This window comes from Streptomyces sp. NPDC085866, from assembly GCF_044541035.1.
Classification (GTDB): domain Bacteria; phylum Actinomycetota; class Actinomycetes; order Streptomycetales; family Streptomycetaceae; genus Streptomyces.
This window is the reverse complement of the sequence record NZ_JBITSQ010000016.1, coordinates 141,797-158,618: the sequence shown is the minus strand read 5'-3', so window position 1 is coordinate 158,618 and position 16,822 is coordinate 141,797. Positions and strand designations below refer to the sequence as shown.

The 16,822-nt window shown below is 71.0% G+C and carries 5 protein-coding genes and 1 pseudogene; 4 read left to right on the top strand and 2 right to left on the bottom strand.

Annotated elements, in window-relative coordinates:
* Positions 1–60: 60 nt before the first annotated feature.
* The 4 genes and pseudogenes from ACIF83_RS34875 to ACIF83_RS34860 all read left to right on the top strand — a co-directional run.
* Positions 61–6,996 (top strand): DEAD/DEAH box helicase, encoded by a 6,936-nt coding sequence (locus tag ACIF83_RS34875; RefSeq protein ID WP_399732944.1) that lies wholly within the window; start codon positions 61–63, stop codon positions 6,994–6,996.
* Positions 6,993–9,287 (top strand): UvrD-helicase domain-containing protein, encoded by a 2,295-nt coding sequence (locus tag ACIF83_RS34870; RefSeq protein WP_399732941.1) that lies wholly within the window; start codon positions 6,993–6,995, stop codon positions 9,285–9,287. The genes ACIF83_RS34875 and ACIF83_RS34870 overlap by 4 nt, the downstream gene beginning before the upstream one ends.
* Positions 9,288–9,391: 104 nt before the next feature.
* Positions 9,392–11,965 (top strand): DUF262 domain-containing protein, encoded by a 2,574-nt coding sequence (locus ACIF83_RS34865; RefSeq protein ID WP_399732938.1) that lies wholly within the window; start codon positions 9,392–9,394, stop codon positions 11,963–11,965.
* 614 nt (positions 11,966–12,579) lie between these two features.
* Positions 12,580–12,849, top strand: a pseudogene (locus ACIF83_RS34860) (DNA-binding protein); the annotation flags it as partial.
* 6 nt (positions 12,850–12,855) lie between these two features.
* On the opposite strand, the gene ACIF83_RS34855 reads toward ACIF83_RS34860, so the two are convergent.
* Both ACIF83_RS34855 and ACIF83_RS34850 read right to left on the bottom strand, forming a co-directional pair.
* Positions 12,856–14,826, bottom strand: a complete 1,971-nt coding sequence (locus tag ACIF83_RS34855) for a glycoside hydrolase family 3 protein (RefSeq protein ID WP_399732936.1) — start codon at positions 14,824–14,826, stop codon at positions 12,856–12,858.
* 232 nt (positions 14,827–15,058) lie between these two features.
* Positions 15,059–16,264 (bottom strand): RICIN domain-containing protein, encoded by a 1,206-nt coding sequence (locus tag ACIF83_RS34850; RefSeq protein WP_399732933.1) that lies wholly within the window; start codon positions 16,262–16,264, stop codon positions 15,059–15,061.
* Positions 16,265–16,822 lie beyond the last annotated feature (558 nt).

Sequence of the window (16,822 nt, the reverse complement as noted above, 5' to 3'; positions counted from 1 at the left end):
GACCACCCCCTATACGGTGGTACCGATCACCTGGGCACCGGCATCGCAAGGGGGACCGTCGTGAAGCCCACCATGGCCGCCGCGCAGCTCCGCGGCAGTCTGACGCAGTACCTCACGACGACGTACGCCCTCGCCGACGAGACCACCCGCGGCGCCCTGGAACGCTTCCTCGGGCACCCCGAGACCGGCATCTTCCGCGGGCCCTACCTGCGGATCCGGACACCGTTCCACGTCGCCGGCGACGGCTGGCGGCGGGACGTGGAGTGGTCCGCGGGGTTCCCCGGGTTCGCTCCGTGGCGGCACCAGGCCAAGGCGTGGGCCCGGCTGTCCACACTGCACGGGCCCGCCCGGCCGACGCTCGTGACCACCGGCACCGGCTCCGGCAAGACCGAGTCCTTCCTGATCCCCGTACTGGACCACTGCCGGCGCCGGAAGGCCGAGGGCCTGCGCGGGATCAAGGCGGTGCTGCTCTACCCCATGAACGCGCTCGCCACCGACCAGGCGGGACGCATCGCCGAGTACCTCGCGCGTCCGGAGCTGGCCCAGGTCACGGCGGGGCTGTACATCGGCGACCGGCCCGACACCGACTTCCGGCGGGTGATGACACGGCGCGAGGAGATGCGCCTGGCACCGCCCGACGTGCTGATCACCAACTACAAGATGCTCGACCTGCTGCTCCAGCGCGGCGAGGACCGGGGTCTGTGGGAGGGCGCCGAGCCCGCGTACGTCGTGCTGGACGAGTTCCACACGTACGACGGCGCGCAGGGCACCGACGTGGCGATGCTGCTGCGCAGGCTCGCCGCCGCCACCGGCGCGGCCCGGCCCGGCCGGCCCCTGGGGTCGATCTGCCCGGTGGCGACCTCGGCGACCCTCGGCGAGGGAGCGCCCGGCAAGGAGGCCGGGGGCATCCTCGACGTGGCGGCACGGGTCTTCGGCATGCCGTTCCCCGCGGACGCGGTCATCGGCGAGGAGCGGATGACCGCCGAAGAGTTCACCGGCGCCGTCGACTACGAGCTGCCCGAACCGCCGAGCCCGCAGGAGGTCGTCGCGGTGTCCGGCGGGCCGGACGTCGAGGCCCGGCCCGACCTGCTGGACCTGGACGCGCTCGCCACCCGGCTGCTGGGCCGCTCCGGTCTGGACGCCTTCCGCGTCGGACGGCTGCTGAAGCGGCACGACTTCACCCTCGGCGTGCTGTCGCTGCTCGACGGCGAACCGCTGGACGAGTGGACGCTGCGGGACCGGCTGGGCCCCCGGTTCGGCTACTCCTGGGGCCGCACCGCGCGCGAGAACCCCCGGCTGGCGCTCCAGGCGCTGTCCCGGTTCGTGGCACTGCTGTCCGCCGCCCGCGACCCGGACTCCGACGAGCGCGGGCCCCGGCCGCTGCTGCACATCGAGGCGCACCTGTGGGTGCGGCCCGTGACACGCGTGCTGCGCGGAGTCGGACCGGCCCCCGAGTTCCGCTGGTACGAGGACGACCGGACCGCCGCGCGCCGGGCCGCGCTCAACGCCGCGCCGCCCGGTGAGGAGGATGCGGACACCTCCTCCGGCAGCATGCCGTCGTACGCGTCGAGCCGCCGGCCGCAGCCCCTGCCGGGCGCCGACACCGCCCCGCGCCCCGCCCAGGTGCACCTTCCGGCCGTGTACTGCCGCAACTGCGGACGCTCCGGATGGGCCGCGCTGTCCCCCGAGGCCGACCCGCAGCAGCTCGTCACCGCGCAGGACCGCATCTGGCGGGCCGGTGTCGGCCGGGACAAGCGGCGCCTGCGCTACTTCATCGCCGCCACCCCTGGTGAGCGACGGCAGACCCTCGACGCGCTGACCGGGGCCCGGCCCTCGGACGGCGGCGTCGACCCGCTGTCCGTCGTCGTCCTGGACGGCTCACGGGGCACCTACCGGCTGCCCACGCCCGCGGACGACGGGGAACTGGTCGACGCCTGGTTCGCGCTGGCCGTGCTCGACCGCAAGAGCGCCGACCGGGCCGCGAAGGACGACCGGTGCCCGGCCTGCCACACCGACAACAGCATCCGCTTCCTCGGTACCGCCCAGGCGGCCCTCGCCTCCGCGACGGTCACCCAGCTGTTCACCGGCGGCGACATCGCGCTCGTCCCGGAGGAACGCAAGACGCTGCTGTTCAACGACTCGACCCAGGACGCGGCACACCGGGCGGGATACGTCGCGAACGCCTCGTACAAGTTCTCCCTGCGCTCGCTGCTCGCGCACAACCTGGACGAATCCGGGGCTCCGACCGCGCTCAACGACCTGATCGGGCTGGTCCTTGAGTCGGTGGACGACCCCGAGGCGCTGGCCGCCGTCGTGCCCCCCGACCTCCACGACGAGCCGGGGGTCGACCGGCTGCTGTCCGGCCGGGGCACGGGCGACGCGCGCACCTGGCGGCTGATCGGCGAGCGGCTGGCCTTCTCGACGGTCATGGAGTTCGGGCTGCGCAGCCGTATGGGCCGCACCCTGGAACTGACCCGGACCGCGGCGGCCGAGGTGACGGTGGCCGACCCCGACGGCGTCACCGACCTCGCCCGGGACGTGCACCTGGCCCTGCCCGGCCAGCTGCTGGCCGTGGGCGGGCTGCCCACACCCGAGCGTTATCTCGCCTACCTCCGGGGTCTGCTGGAGCGGCTGCGGCTGCGTGGCGCGGTGCGGCACCGCTGGCTCGACACCTGGATCAAGGAAGCCGGCATCAGCCGCTACCTCATCTCCGGGCGCAGACCCGACGGCATGCCCGCCTTCCCCGAGGGCGTCGCTCCGCCGCGGTTCCTGCTGGACGGGCAGAAGGACGGGTCCGAGTTCGACGCGGTCACCGGACGGCTGGGCTGGTACCAGGACTGGACCCGTCGATGCCTGGACCTGGACGCCGCCGGCGCGACCGAGTACCTGCGCAGGCTGCTGCCCCACCTCGCCGACGCCGGTGTCCTGTCGGCGCGCACCACCCGTGACCGGCAGACCCGGGTGTACGGGCTCCAGCCCGGTCACATCCAGGTACGGCTGCTCGACGACGCCGTCGTCAACAAGGCCTTCGTCGCCTGCGAGGACTGCGGCTGGCAGCAGGTCGTCGTCCCCGAGCGGCGCACCCGCTGGTACGGCCACCCCTGCCCCCGCTACCGGTGCAAGGGACGGCTGACCGCGCCGCAGCCCGACCTCTCCACCACCGGAATCGAAGGCCTCCGCCCCGAACGGCCCGTGCGGGAGCGGGACTACCGCAGGGACTATTACCGCCGCCTCTACCTGACGGGCGGCACGTTCCGCGTGGTGACGGCCGAGCACACCGGCATGCTGAGCCGTCCCGAACGGGAGCGCGTCGAGCGTGCCTTCAAGGCGGGCACCCACTACACCGACCCCAACGTCCTGTCGTGCACCCCGACCCTGGAACTCGGCATCGACATCGGCGACCTGTCGGCCGTCCTGCTCGGCTCCCTGCCCGCCGGGCCCGCCAACTACGTGCAGCGGGCGGGGCGGGCCGGACGACGCACCGGCAACGCGCTGGTGGTCGCGTTCGGCGGACGCCGGGCACGTGACCTGTACTACCTGGACCAGCCACGCGAGATGATCGCGGGGACCATCCTGCCGCCGGGCTGCTACCTGTCGGCCGTGGAGATCCTGCGCCGCCAGTACACCGCCCGGCTCCTGGACCTGGCGGCCCGCGGGGAACTGCGGACCTCGGACGGCGAGACCCTCCCGCCCGTGCCCCGGCTGTCGTCCGCCCTCTTCGGCACCGGCGGATGGTGCCAGGATCTCGCCGACGCCGCGCAGACCCACGGGGCGCGCCTCGTGGAGGACTTCCTCGCGCTGTTCCCCGCCGGCGACGGCCAGGACACCGACATGGAGGGCGTCTCGGTGCACGCGGCGGACGAACTGCGCGCGTACGCGACCGGCGGGATCGTCCGGGTGCTTCAGGAGGCGGAGGAGGACTGGACCGGCCGGCGCGAGGAGGTGCGCCGCAGGATCGCGGCGATCGACGAGGCGGCCGGGCAGCTCGCCTCGTCCGACGACACCCAGGACCGGGAGCGGCGCGAACTGCTGGCCGAGCGCCGTGCCGCCGGGGACCTGCTGCGGGACCTGAGCCAGTCCTCCGCGCACGCCACCCTGGTGGACCTCGGACTGCTGCCGAACTACAGCCTGACGGACACCACCACCCGGCTGGAAGCCACGCTGTACTGGTCGGAGACCCCGGACGAGGAGGACGGCCCGCGGGACGAGGGCGCCCGGCCTGCCGGGGCCAAGGTGTACCGCAGCGAGACCCGGGACTACGAACGGTCCAGTGCCCTCGCCCTGACCGAACTCGCCCCCGGCAACAGCTTCTACGTCAACGGCTACCGGCACGTGGTCCGCGCCCTCGACATCGGCGGACCCGACCGGCGCTCGTGGTCGGTGTGGCGGCTCTGTCCCGCCTGCGGCTACGTGCGGACCGAGAACGCCGAGCGCGACACGACACCGTGCCCGCGCTGCCGTGGCCGGGAGATCGCCGACGCGGGCTGCGTGCAGTACGTGCTGCGTCCCCGGCGCGTGCTGTCCCGTGACCGGCGCGAGGACGCCAGGGTGCGCGACGACCGCGACGAACGCGACCGCAGGCACTACGCGACCCTCACCACCGTCGACATCGACCCCGACCGCCTCGTTCCCGGATCCTGGCGGCACGACGGGGCCGTGTTCGGCGTGGACTTCACCCGCCACGCCACGATCCGGACCCTGAACCTCGGTCTCGACCGCGAGGACGGCAGCAGCACGGTGCCGCTCGCCGGGGAGGACGTCCGCCTCAACCCCTTCTACGTCTGCACCTCGTGCGGCGGCGCGACGGCCGACGGCAGACCGGTGGTGGACGTCCCCCAGCACGCGCTCACCGAGTCCGGCGCGGCGAGCGCCCCGGCCTCGGCACATCATCTGCTGTGGTGCCCGCGCCGCCGGATCCGCGGCGCCTCGGCGAGCACGGCCGGAGCGCAGGGCGCAGGCCGGGACGTGCCCCTGCTGCTGGCCCACGAACTGACCACCGAGGCCGTCCGCATCCTGCTGCCCGCCTCGGTGGCCCGCTTCAAGGAGCGCCTCGCGTCGTTCACCGCCGCCCTGTTCGCGGGGATCGCCGCCCGCTACGGCGGCGATCCCGACCACATCGACATCGCCGAGGCGACCATGCCCGACGACGCGGGCGACCCGGAGACCGACTGGCCCCGGCGCTTCCTCGTCGTCTACGACCGGCTGCCCGGCGGCACCGGCTACCTGCACCGGCTGGCCTCCGCGGACGGCTTCCGGGAGGTACTGCTCAGGGCACGCGACGTCATCGAGCACTGCCCGTGCCAGGAGAAAGGCATGGACGGCTGCCACCAGTGCCTGCTGCGACGGGTGCCGGCGGCCGACTACGACAAGGTCAGCCGCAACGAGGTCCGGCAGATGCTGGACGAACTCCTCGGCGCCGAAGGAGAACGCTGGCGCACCTCGCAGGTCAGCACCACGCAGGACATCCCGATTCAGCGGCAGGCCGAGAGCGACCTCGAGGTCCTGTTCGTCGAGACGTTGCGCGACTGGGCCAAACTGCCGGAATCCAGGGCCGCGGCGGACGCCTACACCACCTCGGCCGGCACCTACGCCCTGGACCTCCGGCTCACGGCACCGGACGGCTCCACCGTCAGCTGGCGCGTCTCCCAGCAGCGCGCGCTGGACGGCACCCGGCCCGACATACTCCTGGAGCGACTGGACTCCCCGAGTCCGCGCGTCGCGCTGTACCTCGACGGCTACGCGTACCACGCCACCCGCGAACACAACCGGCTCGCGGACGACGCCGTGAAGCGCACCCGGCTGCGCGCCGACGGGCTGCGGGTGTTCCAGCTGACCTACCACGACGTGATGGCGTGGCGCCGCCGGATCAACGACACCGGGTACGCGGGGACCGACGCGGACACCTCCGTGTGGACGCCCTACGGCACCACCGGCCGGCAACGCGCCCGCGACTACTACGACCGGGTGGGCCGCGGGCTGCCCGGCGAACTCGCCGAGACCATGTGGGTCAACCCGGCCCGGATGCTTCTGGCCTACCTGCGCTCGCCCGAGCCGGAACGCTGGCGACGGCGGGCGGAAGCGGTGGCCGCGGGCATGAGCGGGGCCACCGGGATCCGTGGCGCCGCCCTCACCGGCGCCGAGGCCGCGGCGGGCATCCGGGAGGCGCTGCGCGCAGGTGTACCCGCCAAGGCCGCCGGGCCGGTGCGGATGCTGTACGGCTCCGACGCCTCAGGCTGCCGCCTGGTGCTGGCCGCCGACGGCAGGCGGACGCCGCCCGTGTGGACGGGACTGGCCGTCCTCGACGACGGCGTCGCGGCCCTGGAGGAAGGGCCGGTCCACAAGCGGCGCTGGCGCGCCTGGCTCTGGTGGGGCAATGTGCTGCAGTTCCTCGAACACGGCGGCGGTGACAGCGCGCAGCTGACGTCGGGCATGCTCGACGGCTTCGACCCCGAGGTCCTCACCGTGACCGGCGGGGAGGGCTGGTTGTCCTCCGCGCGTATCCCGGTGCCCCGGCCCGCGGAGGAGCCCTCCGCTGTGGAAGCCGCCGCCGTACCGGCCGTCCCCGCCGTCACCGTCGACGAGAGCGTCACACGCGAGCCGGAGGCGGCGGAGCAGCGCGGCGACACGGGCCACGGCCGGGATCCCGGCTGGGACCGGGTCATCGAGCTGCTGGACCCGGAGGAGCCGGGGCTCGCCGCCCTCGCACAGGCGCTGGCCTCGGCGGCGATGCCGGTCCCCCGGGACGGCTACGAACTGGACGGCCACGGCTGGCAGGCCGATCTCGCCTGGCCCGACGCCCTGATCGGCGTGGTCCGGGCCCCCCGCCCGGCCGGCGACGAGCCGGACTACGAGGCCGAGGACCAGGCACGCGCGTTCGCGGCGGCCGGCTGGACGGTCCGCACGGCGGCCGACTGGGACAGCGCGGAGCTGATCGCCCGGCTCGACGGCCGCCACCCGAACAAGGACACCACCAGCGACGGGGAGCCCAAGCGATGACCACCTCCGGCGTGACCCTGCGCCTGCTCGACCGGGCCGACAAGGAGATCCTCAAGCTGCCCCGCACGGTCAAGGGTGCCTTCTTCGACTTCCAGCACAAGTTCAGGACGAACCCGCACACCACCGGTCTCAAACTCCAGCAGCTCAAGGGCGACCACCGGCTCTGGTCGGCACGCGTCAACGACGAGTACCGGGCCCTGCTGCTGCGCCTCGCCGACGACGACTGGCTGATCGTCTCCGTCAAGCACCGCAAGGACGTCTACAACCGGCTCTCGTACGGGGTCAACCAGGTCACCGGCGGCATCGAGTACGTCGATCTGGAGGTGGTGGAGGACAGTGTCCTGGGCAGGCTGCCCGGCGCGACCGCCCCGGCACCGGCCGCCAAGCCCGAACCGCACCCCCCGGCTGCCCCCGAACCGCTCCCCCCGGTGTCGCGGCCCGAGCCGCTGTTCACGGCCTGGTCCGACCGTCAGTTGTCCGAACTCGGCGTCGCGGAACCCCTGCTGCCCGTCATCCGCACGCTCACCACCGAGGACCAGCTGCTCGGACTCGTCGAGTACGCGCCGCAGCTGACCGGCGAGGTGCTGATCGCGCTGTTCGACGGCGCGTCGTACGACGACGTGCTCGACCAGGTGACCAGACCGGTGGCCGCCACCGAGCCGGTCGACCCGGACGACTTCGCGGCCGCCGCCCGGCGACCGGCGACGGTCGTCACCACCACGGACGAGGACCTCCGCGGAGCCCTGGAGAGCGGTGACTTCGGCCGGTGGAAGAGCTTCCTGCACCCCACTCAGGCCAAACTCGTCGAGCGCCGTTACAACGGACCGGCACGGGTCGGAGGCGGGCCCGGCACGGGCAAGACCGTCGTCGCCCTCCACCGGGTACGCCACCTCGTCCGGCAGCTCCCCCCGGGGCACGACAAGCCGGTCCTGCTCACCACCTACAACAAGAACCTCGCCGCCGACCTGCGCTCCCGGCTGCTGGAGCTGGGCGGTGAGGAACTGCTCGGCCGGGTCGACGTGAGTCACGTCGACCAGTTGGCGCTGCGTGTCGTCCGTGAGGCCGAACCCGGCAACGGCAAGCAGGCCATCGACGACGGCCAGGCCGTACGCGAGTGGCGCGCACTGCTCGACGAACTGGGCGAGAACACCTGGGACCCGGAGTTCCTGCACGAGGAGTGGACCCAGGTCATCCTCGGCCAGGCGGTCGGCAGCCGCACCGACTACTTCCGTGCCCGGCGGGCCGGGCGCGGCAAGAGCATCGGCCGCGGCGAGCGGGCCGAGATCTGGCAGCTCGCCGAACGCTTCACCCAGCGGCTCGACCGGCTCGGGCGGCAGACCTGGGACCAGGTGGCGGAGCGCGCGGCACGCCTGGAGATGGGCCGTGAACAGCGCATCCGGAACATCGCGCGGCAGCGGGAGGAAGCGGGTGGCCTCGACAACATCCACCTGCAGGACGGCTCCGGAGGCCGGCTGCGCCATCGCTACCGCCACATCGTGGTGGACGAGGCCCAGGACCTGCGTCCCGCCCACTGGAAGATGCTGCGCGCCATGGCCCCCCGTACATCGGACGACCTGTTCCTGGTGGGCGACACCCACCAGCGCATCTACAAGAACCAGGTGACGCTCGGCAGTCTGGGCGTCAACATCCGCGGCCGGTCCGCGAAGCTGACCCTCAGCTACCGCACCACACGGCAGATCCTGCGCTCGGCCCTCGGAGTCCTGGGCGAGACGACGTACGACGATCTCGACGGCGGCACGGAGACCCTCGCCGGATACCGGTCCGTACTCAACGGCGGCCTCCCGGCCGGGCACGCCTTCCCGGACTGGGAGGCCGAGCGGGAGGGTGTGGCCGCTCTGATCACGGAGTGGGACGCGGACCCGGACACGGCTGTCCCGCACGAGCGGATCGCGGTGTGCGTCCCGACCAATCAGATGGCGACCGAGCTGGGGTACACGCTGAAGCTGCACGGCATCGACTCGGTGGAGATCCGCTCCGACGGACCGAACGGCTCCACCGGGGTGCACATCGGCACGATGTTCCGGTTCAAGGGGCTGGAGTACCAGCGGATGATCATCGCGGGCGTGACCGACGGGCTCGTTCCGCGTGAGGACGTGAGCCGACTGCGTGACCGCCAACCCACCCGCTACCGGCACGAGATGCAGCGAGCCAGGTCCCTGCTCTTCGTGGCCGCGACCCGGGCACGCGACAGTGTGGACGTCTTCTGGCACGGCAGGCCCAGCCCGTTCCTCGACAGCTCGTGGGCGCAGACCGACCGCGGCGGGAGGTGACACCCGGCTCCGGGACAGGTTTCCGCCTCGGCCCACGTGTGCCCCGGTGGAGGTCATAGGGTCGTTCCCGCACGTCATAACACACGGTTCGCCGGGGGGACATCATGCAGGCGAAGGAGACCCTGTTCGCCGATCTCGTACAGGGCAGGGCCCAGCAGTTCCAGGTGCCGCTCTATCAGCGGACGTACTCCTGGACCGAGCGGCAGCTCGGACAGCTGTGGGCCGACATCCTGGAGCAGGCCGAGCTGCTGGAGGCCGGGGACGGAGCGAGCACCCACTTCCTGGGCTCCGTCGTCCTCGCGCCTTCCCCGCAGAACGAGGCGACGTTCCCTCGATGGCTCGTCGTCGACGGTCAGCAGCGGCTGACGACGCTGTCGCTCGCCCTGGCCGCGATCCGCGACCACATCGCGGACGCCCAGCCGGACGAGGCCGAGCGCATCGACGAGGAATACCTGATCAACAAGCGCAAGAGCGGTACCGACCATTTTCGGCTGCTGCCGACGCAGGCCGACCGGCCCCAGTTCGGCGCGCACATCCGTGGTCCAGTCGAAACCCAGGCCGGCGGCGGAAACGTCGGCACGGCCTACAGCTTCTTCCGCCGCAAACTCGTCGAAGCGGGGGATCCGGCCGCCCCGCAGGACGTGTTCCGCATCGAGCAGGCCATCACGTCCAGGCTCACGCTGGTCGCGGTGACCGCCGAGCGCGGCGACAACGTCCACCGCATCTTCGAGTCCCTCAACAACACCGGTCTCAAGCTCAGCCAAGCCGACCTGCTGCGCAACTATCTGTTCATGCGGCTGCCCACCCGTGGCGAGCACGTCTACGAGACCTACTGGCTGCCGCTGCAGAACAGCCTGAGCAACGACGAACTCGAACAGCTCATGTGGCTCCAGTTGGTGTTGGGCGGGGACGACCGCGTGCGCCGTCAGGACCTGTACGCGTCTCAGCAACAGCACTTCGAGCGCCGCGAGATCACCGAAGCAGAGATCGAGGCGTACATCAGGGACTTGCACCACCGCGGCGCGCTGTTCCGTCGGCTGCTCCACCCCGAGGAGGAGCCGGACCCCGCCGTCCGTGCCCAGTTGCGTCGTTTGGACACCTGGCAGGCCCAGGTCACCTACCCCGCTCTGATGCTGCTGCTGGATCGACGTCAGCGCGGAGAGGTCGGCCCCTCGGACACCGCCCGAGCGATGTCGTACATCGAGAGCTTCCTGGTGCGCCGGATGATCTGCCGGGTGCCGACGAACAACCTCAATCGCATTTTTCAGGCCGTGCCCGGACAGCTGCCGCTGGACGTACCCGTGGCCGACGGACTGCATCAGTTGCTCTCCGCGGACAATCGCTTCTGGCCGGACGACGAGGAGTTGCGCGGGAAGATCCGGAGCGCACCCTTCTACCAGTACGGGCGGTGGCACCAGCGCAAGATGGTGCTCCAGCGGCTGGAGGAAAGCTATGGGCACCCCGAACCGGTGGACTTCGCCTCCGCTCGGCTCACGATCGAACACGTGCTGCCCCAGTCCGCGGGGGACGAGTGGATGCGGATGCTGAGCGAGGACGCGGCCGCTACGGAGACCGCCGAGGATCTGCACGCGCGACTCCGGCATACGCTCGGCAACCTGACCCTCACGGCGGTCAACTCGGAACTGTCCAACCACCCGTTCGAGCGCAAGCAGGACCTGCTCAAGGGCAGCCACCTGGAGATGAACCGACGCATCGCCGCCACCGACAGGTGGGGCGCCCAGGAGATTCTGGCCCGCGCCGACGATCTCGCCGAGCGTGCGATCGCACTGTGGCCGGCCCCTCTGCCCGGCATCGGCAGGGCAGAGCGCAGCCGCGACTGGCAGCTGGCCCATCAGGTACTCGCGGCACTCCCTCACGGCACCTGGACGTCCTACGGCGACCTCGCCGCATTCCTCGGTTCGGGCGCGCAGGCCGTGGGCAACCACCTGGCCGCCACTCCGGGCGTGGCCAACGCCCATCGCGTGCTCACCTCCGAGGGCAAGGTCTCCGACGGGTTCCGCTGGACGTCCCCGGGCGAGGGGGGCGACGTCCGGGCCCGGTTGACCGCGGACGGCATCCGCTTCACGGTCAACGGTGCCGCCGATCCGGCCCAACGCATCACTGCCGACGATCTCGCCCTCCTGTTCACCGGGGTCGACGACAACCAGGCGGACGACGAGGACACGGCACAGCGCACTGTGCAAGGCCAGAGCGAGGAGACGCGCGCCGACCGGTTCTTCCGTCAGCTCGCGGCAGACGACTCCCCTGAGACGGTCGACGCGGTCCGTGCCCTTCTCACCCGTTGGGAGGAGCTCGGCGGATGGGTCGGCCACGGAGCCGGGCAGGCCATCACCAGCGCGTTCCTCATGCTCGGAGAGGCCGGGGCACCGGGCCGCGGTATCTGGCCGCTGACGCTCTACCCGGGCGGCGGACGCGGTGGCACGGCGGAGGTGGTGTTCCAACACCTCGCCGCGCACGAGCCCTTCACCGACCGCAGGCTGCGCGCCGAGCTGCTGCGGCGGCTTAACGAGCTAAAGGGTGTCGACATCCCCGAGGGAAAGCTGGAACTGCGTCCCAGCTTCCGTCTCTCCCTTCTGGAAGAGAACCACAACCGCGAACTGCTAGCCGAGACACTCGCGTGGTTCCGTCGCTGCTGGGACGCCCGGGATGCGGCCTGAGGCGGCGACGGGCGGGCTGCGACGAACAGGCGGCTCTGACAGCCCACTCGGTGCTCGGTCGCGGTGACGGGACCGTCGTTCCTCAACGTCGGCGGCCTCTCGTGGTTCGCCACCCTCCCTGACGTCCGGCCCGGCGCCATCGCACACCAGTCGAGCCCGGTGACGCCTGGCTACCGAGCGGCCGGGCTCCACCGTTGCTCTTCGGCCACTACGCGCAGGCGATGTGGCGGCGCATCCCGAGCGGGCGTCATTCGAGCGTCAAGAATTCTCGGCACCACAAAGAAACGCATGCCGTCAGGACCGTGCGCTGTCCCATAACCGCAGGTCAGAATGCCTAACACGAAGACACCGTTCGCTCGACCCGGTGCAGGCAGCAAAACAGGTCGAGCGAACCATCCAGACCGCAATCCGCAGGTCAGGCGCCCTTCGCGACAGGCTCCAGAATCGCCACGCACTCGACGTGATGCGTCATCGGAATGATGTGATTCAAAAGCATGTGGAAGGAAATCGCAGGTCAGCGGCGTGCGATCTCTTGACGCACACTCCAGCCCAACGCGAACGCGGCGGGATCTCCCTCTCCCTCACCGCCGGCACCCTGCAGGCCGTTCGTGAGCGCCGACCTGCCCGTCATCACCTCCGCCGCCATGCTCGTCGAGGTGATCCACCCCAGGATCAGTGACGCGGCGCTGGAATGGAGGCTGTCGCGGCTGCGAGTCGAGCCGGTCACCCAGACCCTCGCCCAGGCAGCGGCGACGCTGCTGCGCACGGCCGGGCTGCATGGCCACGAGTACGCCATCGATGCCATGGCCCCGGTCCTCCTGGCCCGGGCAGCCGGTGCCGGCTGCGTTGCTGTGGCGCGGCCCGCACCGGGTGGGTCTGGGTAGGCGGGTTCAGTGCTCGGCGGTCAGACCGAATCCGTAGGGGAACAGCGGGTCGTAGTGGGCGTCGCCGATGTTGATCGGTTCCTGGGCCTGGCTGCGGGGCCAGGTGACGGGGAGTCTCCCGGTGAAGGGGTGCTTGCCGAACAGGACATCGGCGACTCCTTCTCCTTCGCTGCCGGGGAGCCAGGACATGACGAAACCGTCTGTCTTGGGCAGTTGGTCGGTGATGATCTGGGGGCGCCCCGCGACGTCCAGGACGATGCAGGTGGTGATGGCCGAGCAGACGCGGTCGATGTTCGCCTGGTCGGTGGCGGAGAGATTCAGGGTGTGGCCGCCCGTGCCGACGTCACCGACGCCTTCGGCGTAGGGGGTCTCGCCGACGACAACGATGCCGACGTCGTAGCCGCTGGTGGGCGCCGCGGCGTCGGCGCTGTAGGTGACGTTCTCCGCGTCCTTCTGGATGCCCTGGAGGATGGTGGTACCTGGGATGGCGTTCCCGGACCGGCCCTGCCAGCTCACGGTCCAGCCGCCGGCCTGGTTGCCGAGGTCGTCGGCGTTGGCTCCGGCGACGTAGATGCGCTGGGAGCGCTTGAGCGGCAGCGCGTGGTGGTCATTCTTCAGCAGGACCTGCGACTCGGCGACGGCACGGCGGGCCACGGCCCGGTGGGCAGGCGAGCCGACGGTACCGATGTCGGTGCGGTCGGTGTAGGGATGCTCGAACAGGCCGAGTTCGAACTTCGCACGCAGAATGCGGGACACCGCGTCATCGATGCGGGACATCGGGACGCGGCCGGCCCGGACCTCGGCAGTGAGAGTCTGCTCGAACTGAGGCGCGTCGTAGGGCTGCATGAACATGTCCATGCCTGCGTTGACGGAGGTACGGACCTGGGTCGCGAAGTCCCCGGGGAGCTGGGCGATGGCGTCCCAGTCACTGATGAGGAACCCGTCGAAGCCGATCTTCTGCTTCAGGACGTCGGTGAGCAGTTCCTTGCTGGCGCTCATCTTGACGGGCTCGCTGCCGGGCACGTCGGTCCACTGGACGGACGAGTAGGACGGCATGATGCTGCCGACATGGTGGGCCTGGACGGCGGTGACGTAAGGGGCCAGGTCGACGGCGTCGAAGCGCTGGTGGCTGGTGCTCGTCACCCCGCGGTCGATGGTGTAGTCGTGGGTGGTGGAGGTGCCGTACGTGGTGTCGCCGTCACCGGCGTAGTGCTTGGCGGTGGCCAGTACGTGGTCCGGCTTCGCGAGGTCCTTCTTACGGGTGCCCTGGAAGCCGTCGATGGCGCTCTCCATGCGCTGGACCAGTGCGGGGTCCTCGCCGAAGCTCTCGTAGGTACGGCCCCAGCGGTCGTCGCGGGCGACGCACACGCACGGGGCGAAGACCCACTGCGGGCCGGTCGCGCGGGTCTCGGTGGCGGTGATGTGCTCCTCTTCGCGCACCAGCCCGGGGTCCCGGGTGGCGCCCATGCCGATGTTGTGCGGGAAGATCGTCGCGCCGACGAGGTTGCCGTCGCCGTGCACGGAGTCGATCCCGTACAACAGCGGGATGTGCAGGCGGGTGGCCAGTGCGTGCGCCTGGTAGCCGTCGATCATGTCCGCCCACGCGGCGGGGGTGTTGGGGGTCGGGGTGGAGCCGCCGCCGGACAGGAGCGAGCCGAGGGCGAGGGCCGTGATCTGCGTTCGGTCGGCGTCGACCGAGCCGCGTTCGGCCTGGGTCATCTGGCCTATCTTCTCTGCCAGCGTCATGCGGCCGAGCAGGTCGGAGACGCGGCGAGGTACCGGCAGCTTCGGGTTGAGGTACGGCAGGGTCCGGCTCCCGGCAGGCCGCGATGCGGCGGTGTCGGTGTCGGCCAGGGCCGACGAGGCCGGGACCGCCGTGGCGACCAGGGCGGCCGCGGCCAGCAGTGCGCCTGCCGTACGTCGTCGGCTGATGGTGAGTCTTGACGGCAGAACGCCGCGTACGGGCTGATATCTCACGTCGATGCTCCTTGGATGCGGCCGCCCCGCAGGCGACGGACGTGGGGATGGTGCCGAAGTGGTGCCCGGGCCGGCGCCCCGCAGTCGCGTTGCCTTCGCGGGGTGCCGGCCGTCGCCGTCGGGCTCACTGAAGCCGTGCGACCGGGAGGGCGACCTGACACAACAGGCCAACCCCCAGGCGGCAGCCCGGTCCTGCAAACCATGCGGCGAGCTCTGCCACGCCGAGACGGCGCTACTTCTGTGCCCAGACCTGGTTGGGCTGTGTGCCGCCGCCGTAGCAGTCCCATATCTGCAGCAGCGCACCATTGCCGGAGCCGTCGGCGTCCAGACATCTCCCGGACCGGGGGTTGGTGACGGTGCCGTCGGCGTTGAACTGCCACTGCTGGGCGCCGGTGCCGTTGCACGACCAGAGCTGCACTTTGGCGCCGTTGGCCGTGGAACCGGCGGCCACGTCGAGGCACTTGCCGGTCTGCGGGTTGACGAGGGTGCCGTCGGTCCGCGTCCACTTCTGGTTCCAGCCGGTTCCGCAGTCCCACAGCTGGACGGGGGTGCCGTCGGCCGTGCCCCAGTCCTTCAGGTCCAGGCAGCGGCCGCTCTGCTGACCGGCGATCGTGCCGGACGTACCGCCTCCTCCTCCGCCACCGCCGGAGCCGTTGGAGTCGTAGGAGAAGGAGTTCACGGCCAGGCCGGGGCCACCGACCCAGGGCTCGAAGCCGAACTGCACGCTGGTCATGTACCACGCCGACGACAGGTAACCGCGGCTGATCGAGTCGTTGGTGAAGTCCTTGATGTTCACCGTGATCGCGTCGGTGGGCTGCTGGCGGACGTAGGAGACGGTGTTCCAGGCGATGCCGCTGCCTTGGCGGCCGTACCAGACGTCCCAGTTGGCGCCCTCGATCCACACCGTGCCGACCTTGGTGCCGAACGGCGTGGGCGAGCCGGAGTGATTGGCCCAGATCATCATCTCCTCGCCGTTGTTCTGGCCCGAGGGGTTGGAGCTGGTGTCGAACCAGATGTCGTACGCGGCGTCCCACTGGCCGTCGGCGGTCGCGAAGTCGACGCTGGACTGCGGGTTGCCGAAGGCCGACACCTGCAGCGGCAGACCGTTGCCGCTGGAGCAGTTGCCGTAATGGCAGCCGGCGTAGATCGACGGATACGCCGCCGGCGCGCCGCCGGTGCCCACGTCGTGCCAGCCGGTGGTGACCTTGAAGCCGTCGTCCGAGACGTCGATGCACTGGGGGATCGAGTCGCCCCACTCGTTGTTCTGGACGACGTACTTGCCGCCCGAGACCTTCATGCTGTCGGTCTTGCCGCACAGGGTCGTGTTCGCGGACGCCGGCGAAGCGCCGGCCAGGGAGAGGGCAACCAGGAACAGGGCAGCCACGACCGCCGCGACCGCCGCAGCTCCACTGCGCGGCTTCACGCTCGATCTGGTCATGGGAATCCTTTCGATGGCCGGAGCGGCTTGTGCGGCGCCCGGACCGTGGGGGATGGATCCGGAGAGTGGGAGTGTCGATTTGGGAGCGCTCCCATATTGCGGAGCACCGACGCCGGTATCTTCCGGAAATGAAATGAGAGAGGATTGCGCCAAAACGGCGGATCGGCGCCGCCGCGAGGCGGGACCAGCACGCGGCGTGAGAGCTCGCCCAGCTCATTGACGCCGCGACACATGAAGCCAGCGAGGCTGATTGACTGTCAAGCGGTCTGCATCCGTTCATCTTGTGAAGCCAACGCAAGGTGCTCGTGGCCAGCACGGACGGGCCTGTCTCGAACAGGCAGCCGTGGCGCCGGACCGGCACGCTCTGCGCTTTCGAGTCGACGTCCCTTCGGTGGCGCACGGGCGTCGCATCGCCCTCGCACTGCGACGCGTCCGACCTCGGCACCCCCTGAACTCACGGTTCGGACGCCACCTCTGTCGGATCGTCATGGTCGCCGCACCGCCCCTCGTGCGATATGGACGCACCCCTTGTCGATGCATCCGGGCGGGGCTAGGGTG